The organism is Sphingorhabdus sp., from assembly GCF_044374345.1.
Lineage (GTDB): Bacteria > Pseudomonadota > Alphaproteobacteria > Sphingomonadales > Sphingomonadaceae > Sphingorhabdus_B.
In genome coordinates, this window is record NZ_JBILOS010000057.1 from 1 (window position 1) to 14,217 (window position 14,217).

Below are 14,217 nucleotides of genomic sequence, written 5' to 3' on the forward strand. Positions count from 1 at the left end.
CGTCATGACAGACCGTCCCTCAGCGCGCTGATATGTTCCGGGCCTATTCCGCAGCACCCACCGACCATATTTGCGCCTGAGGCCACCCATTTTTGTGCCCAGTCCAAGTAGCGGGGCGGATCAAGATCAGCGCGAATTTCTCTAAAGCCGCCATTGGCGGGCACTTCTTCGTCGGCGTGGGCAAAACCATTCGCATATACGCCAATCGCGATCGAGTCTGTGCCCAAAGCCTCCTTGGCGCGGAGGACCGCATCTTCCATCACTTCAGGAGCGCTGCAATTGAACAATATCGCCTGAGCACCGCATTCGGACGCCAGCGAGGCGGCCTGTTCGATCGTCTCGCCTGAGCGTAACATCGCGCTGCCTTCATCATTCAGCGTGAAGGATAACCAAAGCGGTCGCGCGTCGGCTTTCAGCATTTCGCCAACCAATCGGGCTTCAGCCAATGTGCTCAATGTTTCGGCAAGCCAAATATCGGCAAAAGGCGACAGGCCTTCAATCAGAACTGCCAAGATTGCCCGTGCTGCCTCAACCTCAAACAGGTCGGGCCGATAGGAACCCAAGACCGGCGGCAGCGAACCTGCCACAATCATATCATGCCGATTAGCCACATCTCGCGCCAACTTTCCTGCAAGCCGCGCAAGTTCGGTACCGCGGTTGAGGAAACGCTCTTCACCGATGTGAAAGGGAACCACAGCATAGCTGTTTGTCGAGATCACCTTTGCCCCTGCCAACGCATAGCGTTCGTGGGCCTGGGTGATAAATTCCGGCGCTTCCATGAGCGCAAGAGCGGACCATTCCGGTTGTTGGAAAGGCGCGCCTAATCGCTGCAATTCGCGGCCCATACCACCATCTAATATGGTGGTCATCGATTGAAATCCTCAGGGAACAGTTTGATGGCGCTCATAACGGGATAGGGGGTGAATCCACCCATCGCGCACAGTGAACCGAACTTCATGGTTTCGGCAAGATCGGCAAGCAAAGCCAGATTGGCGTCGACATTATTGCCTGCGATAATCTGGTCGATCGTTTCGACGCCGCGCGTGCTGCCCAATCGGCAGGGCGTGCATTTGCCGCAGCTTTCAATCGCACAAAATTCCATCGCAAATCGCGCCATTTGTGCCATGTCGACGCTGTCATCAAAAACGGTAATCCCGGCATGTCCGATCAGCGCATCCGCCGCGGCGAACGCTTCATAATCAAAAGGCAGATCAAACTGCGCAGGCGCAATATACGCGCCCAATGGCCCACCGACCTGAACGCAGCGTACCGGACGACCGCTTGCTGTGCCGCCGCCTATTTCGTTGACTAGCTCGCCAAGCGTAATACCGAACGCAACTTCGAACAGGCCGCCATGTTTGACATTTCCGGCAAGCTGGACGGGCATCGTCCCCTTTGACCTGCCCATGCCGTACGCGGCATAAGCTTCGCCGCCATGCGCCAATATCCATGGCACGGCAGCCAGCGTCAGCACATTGTTGACCACTGTCGGTTTGCCAAACAGGCCTTCCAACGCGGGCAAGGGAGGCTTGGCGCGCACTTCACCGCGCTTGCCCTCAAGGCTATTCAAGAGCGAGGTTTCTTCGCCGCAAATATAAGCGCCCGCGCCAACCCGAACTTCGACCACAAATGGCGCAATCAAATGCGCAGACAGCCGGATAGTGGCTTCCATTTTGGCAATGGCGTGCGGGTATTCGGAACGGATGTAGATATAGGCTTTGCTCGCGCCGACGGCGAAACCGGCAATCGCCATGCCTTCGATCAGCATGAACGGGTCGCCTTCCATCACCATCCGGTCGGCAAAGGTTCCGCTGTCGCCTTCGTCGGCGTTGCAGACGATATATTTCTGTTCAGCAGGGGCGTCGGCCACCGTCCGCCATTTAATACCAGCCGGAAAACCCGCGCCGCCGCGGCCGCGAAGGCCCGATGCCATGATTGTTTCGATGGTTGCTTCAGCGCCAATTGCGCGTGCTTGACCAAGACCCAGCCAACCACCCGATGCGTAATAATCGTCCAACGATGTCGGCCGCGTTTTGCCCGCCCGCGCGAACGTCAACCGGTTCTGCTTGGCAATGAAGGGGTGATCCTCAATCCGTCCGATGGATTTAGCGTCACCGCTTAAGATCGAAGGGACTTGATCGGCCGAGACTTGACCATAGCCCACGCCGTCAATGTCGACCAACGGTTCCATCCAGTGCATGCCCCAGCTGGACACGCGTTCGACTTCCACGCCCGCCGCAGCAAAAGCAGCCGCAACGGCATCCGCGCCACAGGCGAGCGCAACAGCGTCATTGGATATCCGGACCGTCACATGGCCTCCAGTAATGAACTGAGGCGCGCCTGGTCCAATCGGGCGATGACTTGGTCGCCAACCAAAGCAGCCGGACCAACCGAGCACATGCCAAGGCAATAGACAGCCTCTAATTTCACGCGGCTTTGCTTTTCGGCAATCGGTACCAAAGCGTCGACACCGCGCGCCTTGCACGCTTCTGCGCGGCACAATTTCAATATGGGCCGCGTTTCGGCTTCTTTGCGGAAATCATGGTAAAAGCTCACGACGCCATACACTTCCGCGCGTGTCAGGTTCAGCGCCTGTGCGATGTCGCGCATGGCATCTTCGCTGACATGGCCGAACGCTTTTTGCACGTCATGCAGGATAGGCAGCAACGGCCCTTCCCGGTGCGCATGTTCGGCGACGATGTCAGCGATTGAGGTCATTTAAAACACCACGACACTGCGGATGCTTGTCCCCGCGTGCATCAATTCAAATGCCTTGTTGATTTCCTCAAGCCCCATGACATGCGTAATCATCGGGTCGATTTCGATCTTGCCGGTCATGTACATGTCGACGATCTTTGGAACGTCGGTGCGGCCCTTGGCGCCGCCAAATGCGGTACCGCGCCAGTTGCGGCCGGTCACGAGTTGGAACGGACGGGTGGCAATCTCTTTGCCCGCTTCGGCCACACCAATGATGATGCTGGTGCCCCAACCCCGATGGCATGCCTCAAGCGCGGTGCGCATCACTTCGGTGTTGCCGGTGGCGTCAAAGGTGTAATCTGCGCCGCCGTCGGTCATCTCGACGATCTTGGCAACAACATCTTCGCGGCTCATGCCCCTGGAGTTCAGGAACGCGGTCATGCCGAACTTGCGGCCCCATTCTTCGCGGTCAGGATTAATATCAACGCCGATAATCATACCAGCGCCCGCAAGCCGTGCGCCCTGAATGACGTTCAGTCCAATGCCGCCAAGGCCAAAGACAACGACATTGTCGCCCACTTGTACCTTTGCCGTGTTGACCACAGCGCCAACGCCTGTGGTGACGCCGCAACCGATATAGCAGCTTGACTGGAACGGTGCGTCTTCACGGATTTTGGCAACGGCGATTTCCGGAAGCACGGTGAAGTTCGAAAATGTCGAGCAGCCCATATAATGGAATATCGGCTGGCCCTTATAGCTAAAGCGCGTTGTACCGTCGGGCATCAGGCCCTTGCCCTGTGTCGCACGAATGGCGGTGCACAGGTTGGTTTTACCCGACAAGCAGGACTTACACTGGCGGCATTCCGGTGTGTACAATGGAATAACATGATCGCCAGGCTTTACGCTGGTTACGCCTGCGCCAACTTCGCGCACGATCCCTGCGCCTTCATGGCCAAGCACGCTTGGGAATATCCCCTCGCTGTCAAAGCCATCGAGCGTATAGGCATCTGTATGGCAAATGCCGGTCGCCATGATCTCAACCAAGACTTCACCAGCCTTGGGACCCTCAAGGTCAAGCTCAACAATCTCAAGTGGCTTCTTCGCTTCAAAGGCAACAGCTGCGCGCGTCTTCATGGTAATCGGGTCTCCCTATGGCTGGAAACGGCTTTTCCATTAACCGCGCGGACACGCAAGCCTAGATTCCAGCATACCACTCATAGTCGCCCACATCTTCCCAATATCCACCTTTTCCACCATGGATTTTTGTCAGATCGTCGACCGCCTCGATCCGCATGACATATTTGGCATGCTTATACCCCAGCTGCCGTTCGACACGCAGGCGCACAGGTGCACCATATTTCACCGGCAGCATGTCGCCATTCATGCCCCACGCCAATATTGTTTGCGGGTGAAATCCATCGATTAAATCGATGGATTCATAATAAGGCTGCGCGCCGTAACTGTCCGCACAATGAAACACGATATATTTGGCGCGCGCCGACAAACCGGCTTGCTGTAACAACAGGCGCAGGGGCGTGCCCTGCCATTTTGCAATCGCACTCCAGCCCTCAACACAGTCATGCCGTGTTATCTGGGTGCGCGACGGCATCGCCCGCAGCGTTTCTAGACTGACATCCATGGGGTTTGCCACCATGCCGTCAATGCGCAGCGTCCAGTCGGCAAATTTAGTATCGAGATGCGTCAGATATTCCGCCGAGGTGCCTGTTAGTGAGCCGTTGGTTTTGAAGACCGGCGAAATATCGGATGCAGGGAATTCCGGTGCAAGCGCCGCCCTGTCCATCAGGCTTCTGTGCGCCACTTGATTCAGCGTTTCAGCTGTACGCAGCGCCGATCGAAACATATCGCTTTCATTCAACGCGTCGCAACCGCTCAAGATCAGCGCGCTGCCACCCAAAGTTGCGCCGCGCAAAAGTGCACGCCGCCCGATGATATCGCGGTTGTTCTTCATGACGTCACCCCCGTCACATTCACGTGGCGTGCCTGAGCAACTTTGCCCGTAATCATCGAACGGATTCTGTTAATTGGTCCGGACAGGAAAACCATCACGAGATGCACCAGCACAAAAATGGACAAAAGCGCCGCGCAAATGAAGTGGATTGAACGCGCCGATTGGCGACCGGCAAATATATCATGCAGCCATGGCAGGGCTGCATTCATCGCCGGTGACATGGCAAGGCCCGTGAAGATCATCAGCGGCAACAATATGAAAATTACACCGACATAACTGAACTTTTGCAGGATGTTATATGTCCCCGCATTGTGCGCATCAAAGCGCAGTCGGGCATGGTTTTTAATATCGCGCCATATCTGCTTTGGGGCCCATTCTGTCCGCCGGATATGCAAATGCTGGCGGATGTGTCCGTTCAACAACGATGCCGCCATGAAGCCAGTCAACCCAAGCGCAAACAGCCATGCAAAGGCAAAATGCCAACGCCGTGCTGCGCCAAGATTGTACCGGGTGGGTATCGTTGCCCATCCAGGGAAGGCAACGCGGCGGACTTTATCATCGGCGCCTAATGACAATCCTAGCACGCCCGTTGTCTCGAACGTCGTTGAACCGATTTTTACAAATCCAGTTGTTCTTGTGTCGTCAATTTCCAACCATGCGCGGTCTTCGCGCGATCCATATTCGCCCCAATAAAGACGCGGGTGCGCGTTGAAAATCATCAGGCCGCTCATCAGCAAAACCGTAAGCGCAATGGCGTTCAGCCAGTGCCAAATCCGTGTGGTGGCTTTGTGCCGCTGCGCCATATTGTTCGCCATTCACCGCTTGCCCCACGATTGAACTCACAGTCGGCCTCATTTATTGAGGCGCATCTATGTATCTGAAAAATATTAGAATTTTTCACCCGTCAGGCGCTGACACAGCATGTCGAGCTGGTCCAGGCTGCCATATTCAAATGTCACCGCTCCTGCGCCAGTGGCATTTTTCTGAACAATCCGCACGGTCAAGCCCAACAGGTCGCCCAAATGGGTTTCGACTGCCCGAATATCCGCATTGTCACTTAGGCCCGTGCTTTTGCCTTTTTTAGCCGTTGGCGCGCGTTCCTTTTGCACAAGCGCTTCTGTAGCGCGAACCGACAGGCCGTTCTTGATAACCAGCATGGCCAATGGCACCGCATTCTCGCTGCCCAACAAAGCGCGTGCATGCCCCATGGTCAATTTCTCTTCGATGACCAGATCGCGCAACGGCAAAGGCAAATCGAGCAGGCGCATCATATTCGCAACATGGCTGCGCGACTTGTGCACCAGCTCCGCCAACTCCGCCGCACTATGCCCGAACAAATCGGTCAGCTTTTTATACGCTTCGGCTTCTTCTATAGGATTGAGATCCTGACGCTGGATATTTTCCAACAATGCAATCTCAAGCGTTTCGGCATCGTCAAAATTGCGCACGATGGCGGGCAAATCGTGCAGTTGAACCCGCTGCGCCGCGCGCCAACGGCGTTCACCGGCGACGATTTGATAGCCATCGTTGAACGGACGCACGACGATTGGTTGAATCACGCCATGCTTTGCAATGCTGGCCGCCAGCTCATTCAGCTTATCGTCGGAAAAATGGCGGCGCGGCTGATCGGGATTTGGGCGTATCTCGGCAACCGCAATTGTCATGACGCCAACGCTGCGCGAATCGACATTTCCGGACGCGCGCGCAGAAGCGGGATCGCCGCGCAATGCTTCACCAAGCAAGGCATCCAGGCCACGACCCAATCCCATTTTTTTCTTCAATGGCGATTTTTCAGATGAATTATCATTCGTCACGCTGCGAGCTCCCGGGCCGGTAGGCGGCCAATCAATTCTCTTGCCAATTTCATATACGCCTCTGAACCCGAACAACGATGGTCGTACACCAGCGCGGGCAGCCCATGGCTTGGTGCCTCCGACAAACGCACGTTGCGCGGGATGACTGTTTGGAACACCAGATCGCCCAAGCAACTGCGCACATCGTCCGCAACCTGTTCGGTCAGCTTGTTGCGTTTGTCGTACATGGTCAACGCAACACCCATGATCGTCAGCGCCGGGTTAAACCGGCCCTGAATACGCTCAACTGTCTGTAATAGCTGACTTAAACCTTCCAACGCAAAAAATTCGCACTGTAGCGGTACAAGAAGTGAGTCCACCGCCACGAGGGCGTTGATTGTGATGAGCCCAAGCGACGGCGGGCAATCAATGATGCAGATATCCCAATTGGCATCCGATTTGTCGAAAGCTGCCTTTAACCGCCCGGTGCGGTCCTCATATTCGACCAGTTCAATTTCGGCGCCGGACAGATCAACCGTCGCAGGGACCATGTCGAGATTGGGAATCAAGGTCGGAATGGCGGCATCCTTCAACGACGCGTCACCCATTAACAGATCATAGCTGCTGTGGACGCGCTGCGCTTGTTTCAGGCCCAGACCGGTGGACGCATTGCCTTGGGGATCCAGATCGACCAGCACGCACCGCCAACCGCTTGCCGCCAATGCAGTAGCCAAGTTGATAGCCGTGGTGGTCTTGCCAACGCCGCCCTTCTGATTTGCCACTGCAATTCGGATCATGGTTTTTGTCCCTTTGCCCCGGCGCTGCCGCCAACTGTACGCTTACCGGCCAATGTACCGACCAGAATACCGGCATCCGCGTCGGTTATGCTTTGTTTAACGCTAAACGCGCCATCCCACACTGTTTTAACGTCATCCCACTCTGTTGCTGCGTTACGCCCCTTTGGCAGCAGCCACAAAGTATCATTATGAGAGAAACGCACCGCGAGTTCAAACAATTTGGGCAAAGGTGCAAATGCGCGCGCACTGATGACCGAAAACGGGGCGGTTTTCATACGCTCCAGCGGCATGCCCATGACCGTGACACGGCCGCCGATATCGAGCATTTCGACCGCGCGCTGCAAATATTCAATCCGCCGAGTGCGCGATTCCACCAGGGTCACGTCAAAATCCGTGAGCAACGCGATAATTAACCCCGGGAAGCCCGCACCTGACCCCAGGTCCAGCCATTTTGTGTCAGGTCGACTCTGATCCATGAAGGTCAGCAACTGCGCACTGTCGACGATATGGCGCGACCAAATATCTTCTATAGTCGATGCCGCAATAAGGTTCTGGCTGGCCGACTCGCTTTTCAGGAACGCAACGAACGCCTCGAGCGATTCCATTGTTTCACGTGAAACACCCAAGGATGTCGTTAACCACGCTTTCGCTTCGGCTTCGGTCATGCGGCTTCCGTCACCGCGCTGCGCGCGCGTTTTGCGTGGACGAGGATAGCAGCCAAAGCCGCTGGCGTGATGCCACGAAGGCGCGACGCCGCCGCGAGATTTTCGGGCTTTGCGCTCTGTAATTTCTCCACCATCTCATTGGAAAGCCCCGCAATGGCGGCATAGTCGACATTGCTGGCCAGCGTTATCTTCTCATTTGCGGCGATGTCTTGAATCTCCGCCTCTTGCCGCGCGAGATATGGTGCGTAGCGACCGTCCTGCTCAATCTCTAACAAAAGCTCGCGTGGCCATGCGTCCCCATCGGCATCCAACAAGTCAATGATCGATACATGCGGAAAACGCAGCCATTCGAGCTTCGACATTTTGCCCGCATCGGGTTTGACCGGCACACCCTGCTTCATCAGCACATCAGCACTTATCGGCGACGACATCATATCGAGCGCTGTAGCCTTCATCTGCGCTCTGTGGTTGAATGCAGCCAGTCGGTCCTCGCCAACGGCACCCGCTTCAATCGCCATTGGCGTGAGCCGCGTATGGGCATTGTCGGACCGAAGCCTTAAGCGATACTCAGCGCGTGCCGTGAGCATCCTGTACGGCTCGGTAACGCCCTGTAGAGTGAGATCATCAATCATCACCGCAATATAGCTGTTGGTGCGGTCCATGGCTGGCATGGGCCGCTCCAGAAATCTGCACGCCGCGCCCAGCCCGGCCACCAAGCCCTGTGCCGCAGCCTCTTCATATCCGGTCGTGCCATTGATCTGACCCGCGCAATATAGTCCTTCAAACCCGCGCACGGCGAGGGTCGAATCCAGACACCGCGGGTCGATATAATCATATTCAACGGCGTAACCCGGAACGATGATTTCGCATCGCTCCAGTCCAGCCATCGACTTGACCATAGCGGTCTGAATGTCCGTCGGTAGCGACGTCGATATGCCATTGGGATAAACCAAATGACTATCAAGCCCTTCGGGTTCCAAGAATATTTGGTGGCCATCACGATCACCGAAACGGAATATTTTGTCTTCAATCGACGGACAATATCGTGGACCCCTGCCCTCAATATCACCGCCAAATAAAGGTGAACGGTCCAAACCACTGCGGATGATGTCATGTGTCACCGCGTTGGTGCGTGTCATGGCGCAGAATATCTGGGGTACCGTGCGCCGCTGATTTGAAAAGGACATCGTCCAATCATCATCATCGGATGGCTGTTCTTCCAACATTGCCCAGTTGATGGTCCGGCCATCAATGCGTGGCGGGGTGCCAGTTTTTAGGCGCGCTATCGGCAGTGCCGCATCGCGCAGTTGCTTGGACAACAGCATTGCGGAAGCTTCGCCTACGCGCCCGCCCTCAAACCGCTCTTCCCCACGAAACAGCTTTCCACCCAAAAATGTCCCTGTGGCCAGTATGACCGCCGAGGACGTGATGATGGAGCCATCACCAAGGACCAAGCCACCGACTCTGTTGGATGATCCAGGAACAAGATGGAGCGCCGCGGCCTCCGCCTGCACTATCGTCAAATGCGCAACCTGTCCGAGTTGGCGCTGGATCGATGCCTTAAACAATGATCGGTCTGCCTGAACCCGGGGACCCTGCACGGCTGCGCCCTTTGACGCATTGAGCATGCGGTAGTGGATCGCAGCATCATCTGCCGCACGGGCAATAAGACCGTCAAATGCGTCTACTTCACGCACCAGATGCCCTTTTCCAAGGCCGCCGATGGCTGGATTACATGACATCGCGCCGATCATGCTTTTGTCGAAACTCACCAGCGCGACGCGGACACCCATACGCGCGGCGACGGCTGCGGCTTCAGTTCCCGCGTGCCCTCCGCCCACTACAATGATGTCGAAATCGGTTGTCATAGGTCGCGCATAGCCGAACAAGTCGCATCGGTCAAAACTCTGCGTGGGATTGTTTCACGTGAAACAGCGCGTCATTTACCGACGCAGAATTTGCCAAATACATTATCGAGAAGTTCTTCGGTATGGGCGCGACCCGTTAATGCGTCCAATGCTAGCCGCGCTTGCCGCAAGCATTCTGCGACGATCAGCCAGTCGTCCGTCGCCTGACATGCTCCCAGCGCATGCGCGCAGTCTGCAAGAAGCCCCCGCTGCCGCTGGTTTACTGAAAACTGGTCGGGTGGCGGCAAAAGCTTTTTCGCGATATCGGCGACGGCTGTTTTTAGATCGGCAATGCCAAATCCTGAGACGGCCGACACCTGAATGGCCGCACCCGATTTTTTCAGGCCATCGGCGCTATCAGACTTGGCCGCCACTTCAATGATCTGCGGATGGTCGGGCCCGCTGCCTTCGGGCCCAAGCCATAATATGATATCAGCCCCTTGCATCGCGGCCTGACTGCGGTCGATGCCCATGCGCTCAATGACGTCGTCGGTATGATCCCGTATCCCTGCGGTGTCAGTAAAAACGAACGCGATGCCATCAATCCCAATCGGGACTTCGATCATATCCCGCGTGGTGCCGGCAATATCCGACACGATAGCCGCGTCACGCTCGACCAAGGCATTCAACAATGTCGACTTGCCGCAATTTGGTGGACCACCCAATACGACGCGCAACCCATCCTTTAACTTTTCAGCAGAGGGATTGGATAATATGCGTTCGATGTCGCGTTGAATATTCGCACAAGACACTGATATTGAATGATTATTTTGCGCATCCACATCGGATTCATCCGAAAAATCAAGTTCAGCCTCGGTCAGCGCCGACAGTTGGAGAACCTCTTGCCGCCATGCTTCGATCGCTGCGCTAAAACTACCGCCAAACATCAATGTCGCGGATTTGCGCTGCCACTCGGTCTCTGCCGATAACAAATCAGCAAGACCCTCGGCTTCGTTTAGATCCAACCGGCCATTGGCAAAGGCTCTGCGCGTAAATTCCCCTGCCTCTGCAGCGCACACATTGGGAAACTGCGCTATGGCTTTTTCGACAGCGCGAACGACGGCGCGTCCACCATGAATATGAAGCTCGGCAAGATCCTCGCCCGTGGCACTATCAGGACCTGGAAAGAGCAAGACAAGCGCTTGGTCGAGTGTCTCACCGCTGTCTGGCGCCCTTAATATAGCCAGCGATGCCCGCCGCGGCTTTGGTGTCCGGCCCGCAAGCCCGTGCACCACATCAAACGCGGCAGGGCCGCTGATGCGGATAATCGCTATGGCAGCCGGCGGCGCACCGCTGGACAGTGCAAAAATAGTATCGGTGGAGGACATTAAAGCTCTATTTTTTGTCTTTGCTGCTCATGCCCGACATGGCGGCTTTTGCACCTGTTTCGATCAGTTGTTGAAACAGCTGCAATCCCATTTGCCCCATTGGCGCGATTTGCTTGCCAAGTTCCTGAAGCTGGTCGATGCCGCCGGCGCCGTTCATCAGGTTCGTGACCTTTTCAACATAGGCCTCATTGGCCTTGGTCACATCGGGCAAACCCAAAAGCGCACGGGCCTCTTCTGGCGAACAATCGATCTCTATGTTCATCTTCATGGCCGGGACTCTCCTCTTGATGGTATGACATACTATAAAGACAACATCGAATCACGCAATTGCGGAGAATGTCCGCACAGGAGCAAGATATGGGCGACATGATAAAGATTCCGGCATTGAACGAAGATGCCTTGTTTCCGGCGTATCTCGCCGCTCCGGTTGGCGCTGCGAAAGCGGCTATCATCGTTATACCTGAAATTTTCGGCGTAAATGCGGGCATTCGCCAAAAATGCGATCGCTTGGCTAATGATGGATATCTGGCGATTGCACCCGACATTTTCTGGCGTTTCGCGCCCGGCGTTGAACTCAATCCTGATGTGGAAGCGCAGCTTCAAGAAGCGTTCGGCTATTTTGGCCAATATGATGCCGATGACGGTGTCAAAGACATTGAGGCTGCTATTCACGCGATACGGGGCGGCATTTCAGGCCACGCCCCCGTTCAAAATGTCGGCTGTGTCGGCTACTGCCTTGGTGGACGAATGGCCTATATGGCGGCGACACGCACCGATATCAGTGCATCTGTTGGCTATTATGGCGTCATGATTGATCAAATGCTTGGCGAGAGCCATGCGATTGCCCATCCACTCATGCTGCATATCCCCACTGCCGACCATTTTGTGGGTCCAGAGGCGCAGGCCGCGATCCATGCTGGGCTGGACAATCACCCCAAGGTGACTTTGCACGATTATGAAGGGCTAGACCACGGCTTTGCCGCAGAAATGGGCAACCGCCGGAACGAAGCTGGCGCGACACTTGCCGATTCACGCACAGCAGCGTTTTTTGCAGAACATCTAAATTGAGGGCTATCTGACGATCGTCAGATGCCCTCAAAAATTAGCGGCTGATCAGCGCGATGACATAGCTGCCAACGCCCAAATCAGGGTCGGTCCAGCCTTCGTAAATCATCTTGAGCGCGACATAGACAATCACGGCCATGCCCAGCCATGCAATCCATTTATAGCGTTCGATATATTGGGCGATGATATTCGCTGCGATACCCATCAGGGCCACGGCAAAGATCAGACCAACAATCATGATGCCTGGATGATCCTTGGCAGCGCCTGCCACGGCCAGAACATTGTCGAGGCTCATCGATACATCGGCAACCGCAACTGCCCATGCCGCCGCAGCAAAGCTTTTGGCCGCCGGAATACCGCTATTTTCGTCACCCAAAACTTCAGGAGAGCCGGGCGATTCGGTTGCTTCGCTGCGTTGAAGGTCGCGGTACATTTTCCACGCAACCCAGATCAACAACAACCCGCCAACGAAGATGAGGCCAATGACACCCATCAACAAATTGACCATCAAGGCAAACACCACACGCAAAACCAGCGCCGCGATAACCCCGATGAAAATGACCTTTTTGCGCTGTTCCGGAGGCAGACCAGCGGCCAATGCGCCAACAACAATCGCATTGTCGCCTGCAAGCACAAGGTCAAGCAAGATGACCGAACCCAAAGCGGTCCACGCGCTGGTGGTGTTCAGATTGGAGAAATCATTGACGATATGCCCCCAAATTTCGGCAGGTCCGCCAAATGACATCGCCGATGACGCGGTCGCAATTAAAAATTCAAATATCATGATGTCGCCGATCGCTTACTGATTCATGGAGTCGAAGAAATCTTCGTTGGTCTTCGAATCCTTCATCTTGTCGAGCAGGAATTCCATCGCGTCGATGGTGCCCATTTGCATAAGGATACGGCGCAGGACCCACATTTTCTTGAGCTTGCCTTCCTCGACCAGCAATTCTTCCTTACGCGTGCCGGATTTGCCGACATCAAGTGCTGGGAAGATACGCTTATCCGCGACCTTGCGATCGAGCACGATTTCGGAGTTGCCGGTACCCTTGAACTCTTCGAAAATAACTTCATCCATGCGGCTTCCGGTATCGATCAGCGCAGTTGCGATGATGGACAAGGAACCACCTTCTTCGATGTTTCGTGCCGCACCAAAGAAGCGCTTTGGCCGTTGCAACGCGTTCGCATCCACGCCGCCGGTCAACACCTTGCCCGATGATGGAACCACAGTGTTATAGGCACGGCCAAGACGCGTGATCGAGTCGAGCAAGATGACAACATCATGCTTATGCTCCACCAGACGCTTTGCCTTTTCGATAACCATTTCAGCAACTTGCACGTGACGGGTCGCGGGTTCGTCGAAGGTGGAGGAAACAACCTCACCCTTCACCGAACGCTGCATATCGGTGACTTCTTCTGGACGTTCGTCGATCAACAATACGATCAAGAACACTTCAGGATGGTTTTCGGTAATCGCGCGGGCGATGTTTTGCAGCAACACAGTCTTACCGGTACGCGGCGGCGCGACGATTAGCGCGCGCTGGCCCTTACCTTGCGGGCTGACAATATCGATAACGCGTGCGGACTTGTCCTTCACCGTTGGATCAAGCGAGTCCAAAGTCAGTTTTGAATCTGGATATAGCGGCGTCAGGTTATCGAAATTAACGCGGTGACGGACGGCGTCCGGATCATCAAAGTTGATCTTCATCACCTTGGTCAGGGCAAAATAACGTTCGCCATCTTTTGGCGCGCGAATTTCGCCTTCGACAGTATCACCGGTGCGCAGACCAAATTGGCGGACCATATTTGGCGACACGTAAATATCGTCGGGGCCAGCGAGATAGTTCGCTTCTGGCGAGCGCAAGAAACCAAAGCTGTCGGGCAGAACCTCAATCGTACCAAGACCCATGATCTGCTCGCCATCTTCGGCCAGCTCTTTCAGGATAGCGAACATCAGATCCTGTTTGCGCAAGGTCGACGCGCCCTCGACACCAAG

15 protein-coding genes are annotated in these 14,217 nt (G+C 55.4%); 1 reads left to right on the forward strand and 14 read right to left on the reverse strand.

Annotated elements, in window-relative coordinates:
- Positions 1-2: 2 nt before the first annotated feature.
- From ACIQ5B_RS07130 to ACIQ5B_RS07185, 12 genes are all read right to left on the reverse strand, one after another.
- Positions 3-869: a homocysteine S-methyltransferase family protein gene (locus ACIQ5B_RS07130; RefSeq protein ID WP_397598407.1), complete on the reverse strand. Its 867-nt coding sequence runs from the start codon at positions 867-869 to the stop codon at positions 3-5.
- Positions 866-2,311 carry an NADH-ubiquinone oxidoreductase-F iron-sulfur binding region domain-containing protein gene (locus ACIQ5B_RS07135; protein ID WP_397598408.1) on the reverse strand — a complete coding sequence of 482 codons (1,446 nt, stop codon included), beginning with the start codon at positions 2,309-2,311 and terminating at the stop codon, positions 866-868. Before ACIQ5B_RS07135 ends, ACIQ5B_RS07130 begins: the two co-directional genes overlap by 4 nt.
- The gene (locus ACIQ5B_RS07140; protein WP_397598409.1) at positions 2,308-2,718 is read right to left on the reverse strand and encodes an NAD(P)H-dependent oxidoreductase subunit E; all 411 of its coding nucleotides are present in this window, start codon (positions 2,716-2,718) and stop codon (positions 2,308-2,310) included. Before ACIQ5B_RS07140 ends, ACIQ5B_RS07135 begins: the two co-directional genes overlap by 4 nt.
- Entirely contained in the window at positions 2,719-3,831 is a 1,113-nt protein-coding gene (locus ACIQ5B_RS07145; RefSeq protein WP_395627986.1) for an S-(hydroxymethyl)glutathione dehydrogenase/class III alcohol dehydrogenase, read from the reverse strand.
- Between the two features lie 61 nt (positions 3,832-3,892).
- Positions 3,893-4,666, reverse strand: a complete 774-nt coding sequence (locus ACIQ5B_RS07150) for a molybdopterin-dependent oxidoreductase (RefSeq protein ID WP_397598410.1) — start codon at positions 4,664-4,666, stop codon at positions 3,893-3,895.
- On the reverse strand, positions 4,663-5,469 hold the full coding sequence (locus ACIQ5B_RS07155; RefSeq protein WP_397598411.1) for a cytochrome b/b6 domain-containing protein: 807 nt from the start codon (positions 5,467-5,469) through the stop codon (positions 4,663-4,665). Before ACIQ5B_RS07155 ends, ACIQ5B_RS07150 begins: the two co-directional genes overlap by 4 nt.
- An 84-nt stretch (positions 5,470-5,553) precedes the next feature.
- Positions 5,554-6,480 (reverse strand): ParB/RepB/Spo0J family partition protein, encoded by a 927-nt coding sequence (locus ACIQ5B_RS07160; protein ID WP_397598412.1) that lies wholly within the window; start codon positions 6,478-6,480, stop codon positions 5,554-5,556.
- A complete protein-coding gene (locus ACIQ5B_RS07165) occupies positions 6,477-7,256 on the reverse strand; it encodes a ParA family protein (protein ID WP_397598413.1) in 780 nt (259 codons plus the stop codon). Before ACIQ5B_RS07165 ends, ACIQ5B_RS07160 begins: the two co-directional genes overlap by 4 nt.
- On the reverse strand, positions 7,253-7,921 hold the full coding sequence (gene rsmG / locus ACIQ5B_RS07170) for a 16S rRNA (guanine(527)-N(7))-methyltransferase RsmG (RefSeq protein WP_397598414.1): 669 nt from the start codon (positions 7,919-7,921) through the stop codon (positions 7,253-7,255). The genes ACIQ5B_RS07165 and rsmG overlap by 4 nt, the downstream gene beginning before the upstream one ends.
- A complete protein-coding gene (gene mnmG / locus ACIQ5B_RS07175) occupies positions 7,918-9,789 on the reverse strand; it encodes a tRNA uridine-5-carboxymethylaminomethyl(34) synthesis enzyme MnmG (RefSeq protein WP_397598415.1) in 1,872 nt (623 codons plus the stop codon). The genes rsmG and mnmG overlap by 4 nt, the downstream gene beginning before the upstream one ends.
- A 71-nt stretch (positions 9,790-9,860) precedes the next feature.
- Entirely contained in the window at positions 9,861-11,156 is a 1,296-nt protein-coding gene (mnmE, locus tag ACIQ5B_RS07180; RefSeq protein ID WP_397598416.1) for a tRNA uridine-5-carboxymethylaminomethyl(34) synthesis GTPase MnmE, read from the reverse strand.
- Between the two features lie 7 nt (positions 11,157-11,163).
- Positions 11,164-11,424 carry a DUF6489 family protein gene (locus ACIQ5B_RS07185; RefSeq protein ID WP_324479801.1) on the reverse strand — a complete coding sequence of 87 codons (261 nt, stop codon included), beginning with the start codon at positions 11,422-11,424 and terminating at the stop codon, positions 11,164-11,166.
- An 89-nt stretch (positions 11,425-11,513) separates the two neighbouring features.
- Here ACIQ5B_RS07185 and ACIQ5B_RS07190 point away from each other — a divergent pair, with 89 nt between their 5' ends.
- Entirely contained in the window at positions 11,514-12,224 is a 711-nt protein-coding gene (locus tag ACIQ5B_RS07190; protein WP_397598417.1) for a dienelactone hydrolase family protein, read from the forward strand.
- A gap of 34 nt (positions 12,225-12,258) precedes the next feature.
- Here the strand turns inward: ACIQ5B_RS07190 and ACIQ5B_RS07195 are convergent, their stop codons facing one another.
- A complete protein-coding gene (locus tag ACIQ5B_RS07195) occupies positions 12,259-13,005 on the reverse strand; it encodes a YjbE family putative metal transport protein (protein ID WP_397598418.1) in 747 nt (248 codons plus the stop codon).
- 15 nt (positions 13,006-13,020) lie between these two features.
- Positions 13,021-14,217 (reverse strand): transcription termination factor Rho (gene rho / locus ACIQ5B_RS07200; RefSeq protein ID WP_397598419.1); only part of this gene is annotated, 1,197 nt, incomplete at its 5' end.

Bases quoted from the DNA above. Each gene is read 5' to 3' on its own strand.
- ACIQ5B_RS07130 (WP_397598407.1), bottom strand. From the start codon at position 869: ATGACCACCATATTAGATGGTGGTATGGGCCGCGAATTGCAGCGATTA.
- ACIQ5B_RS07140 (WP_397598409.1), bottom strand. From the start codon at position 2,718: ATGACCTCAATCGCTGACATCGTCGCCGAACATGCGCACCGGGAAGGG.
- ACIQ5B_RS07145 (WP_395627986.1), bottom strand. From the start codon at position 3,831: ATGAAGACGCGCGCAGCTGTTGCCTTTGAAGCGAAGAAGCCACTTGAG.
- ACIQ5B_RS07150 (WP_397598410.1), bottom strand. From the start codon at position 4,666: ATGAAGAACAACCGCGATATCATCGGGCGGCGTGCACTTTTGCGCGGC.
- ACIQ5B_RS07155 (WP_397598411.1), bottom strand. From the start codon at position 5,469: ATGGCGCAGCGGCACAAAGCCACCACACGGATTTGGCACTGGCTGAAC.
- ACIQ5B_RS07165 (WP_397598413.1), bottom strand. From the start codon at position 7,256: ATGATCCGAATTGCAGTGGCAAATCAGAAGGGCGGCGTTGGCAAGACC.
- rsmG (WP_397598414.1), bottom strand. From the start codon at position 7,921: ATGACCGAAGCCGAAGCGAAAGCGTGGTTAACGACATCCTTGGGTGTT.
- mnmG (WP_397598415.1), bottom strand. From the start codon at position 9,789: ATGACAACCGATTTCGACATCATTGTAGTGGGCGGAGGGCACGCGGGA.
- mnmE (WP_397598416.1), bottom strand. From the start codon at position 11,156: ATGTCCTCCACCGATACTATTTTTGCACTGTCCAGCGGTGCGCCGCCG.
- ACIQ5B_RS07185 (WP_324479801.1), bottom strand. From the start codon at position 11,424: ATGAAGATGAACATAGAGATCGATTGTTCGCCAGAAGAGGCCCGTGCG.
- ACIQ5B_RS07190 (WP_397598417.1), top strand. From the start codon at position 11,514: ATGGGCGACATGATAAAGATTCCGGCATTGAACGAAGATGCCTTGTTT.
- ACIQ5B_RS07195 (WP_397598418.1), bottom strand. From the start codon at position 13,005: ATGATATTTGAATTTTTAATTGCGACCGCGTCATCGGCGATGTCATTT.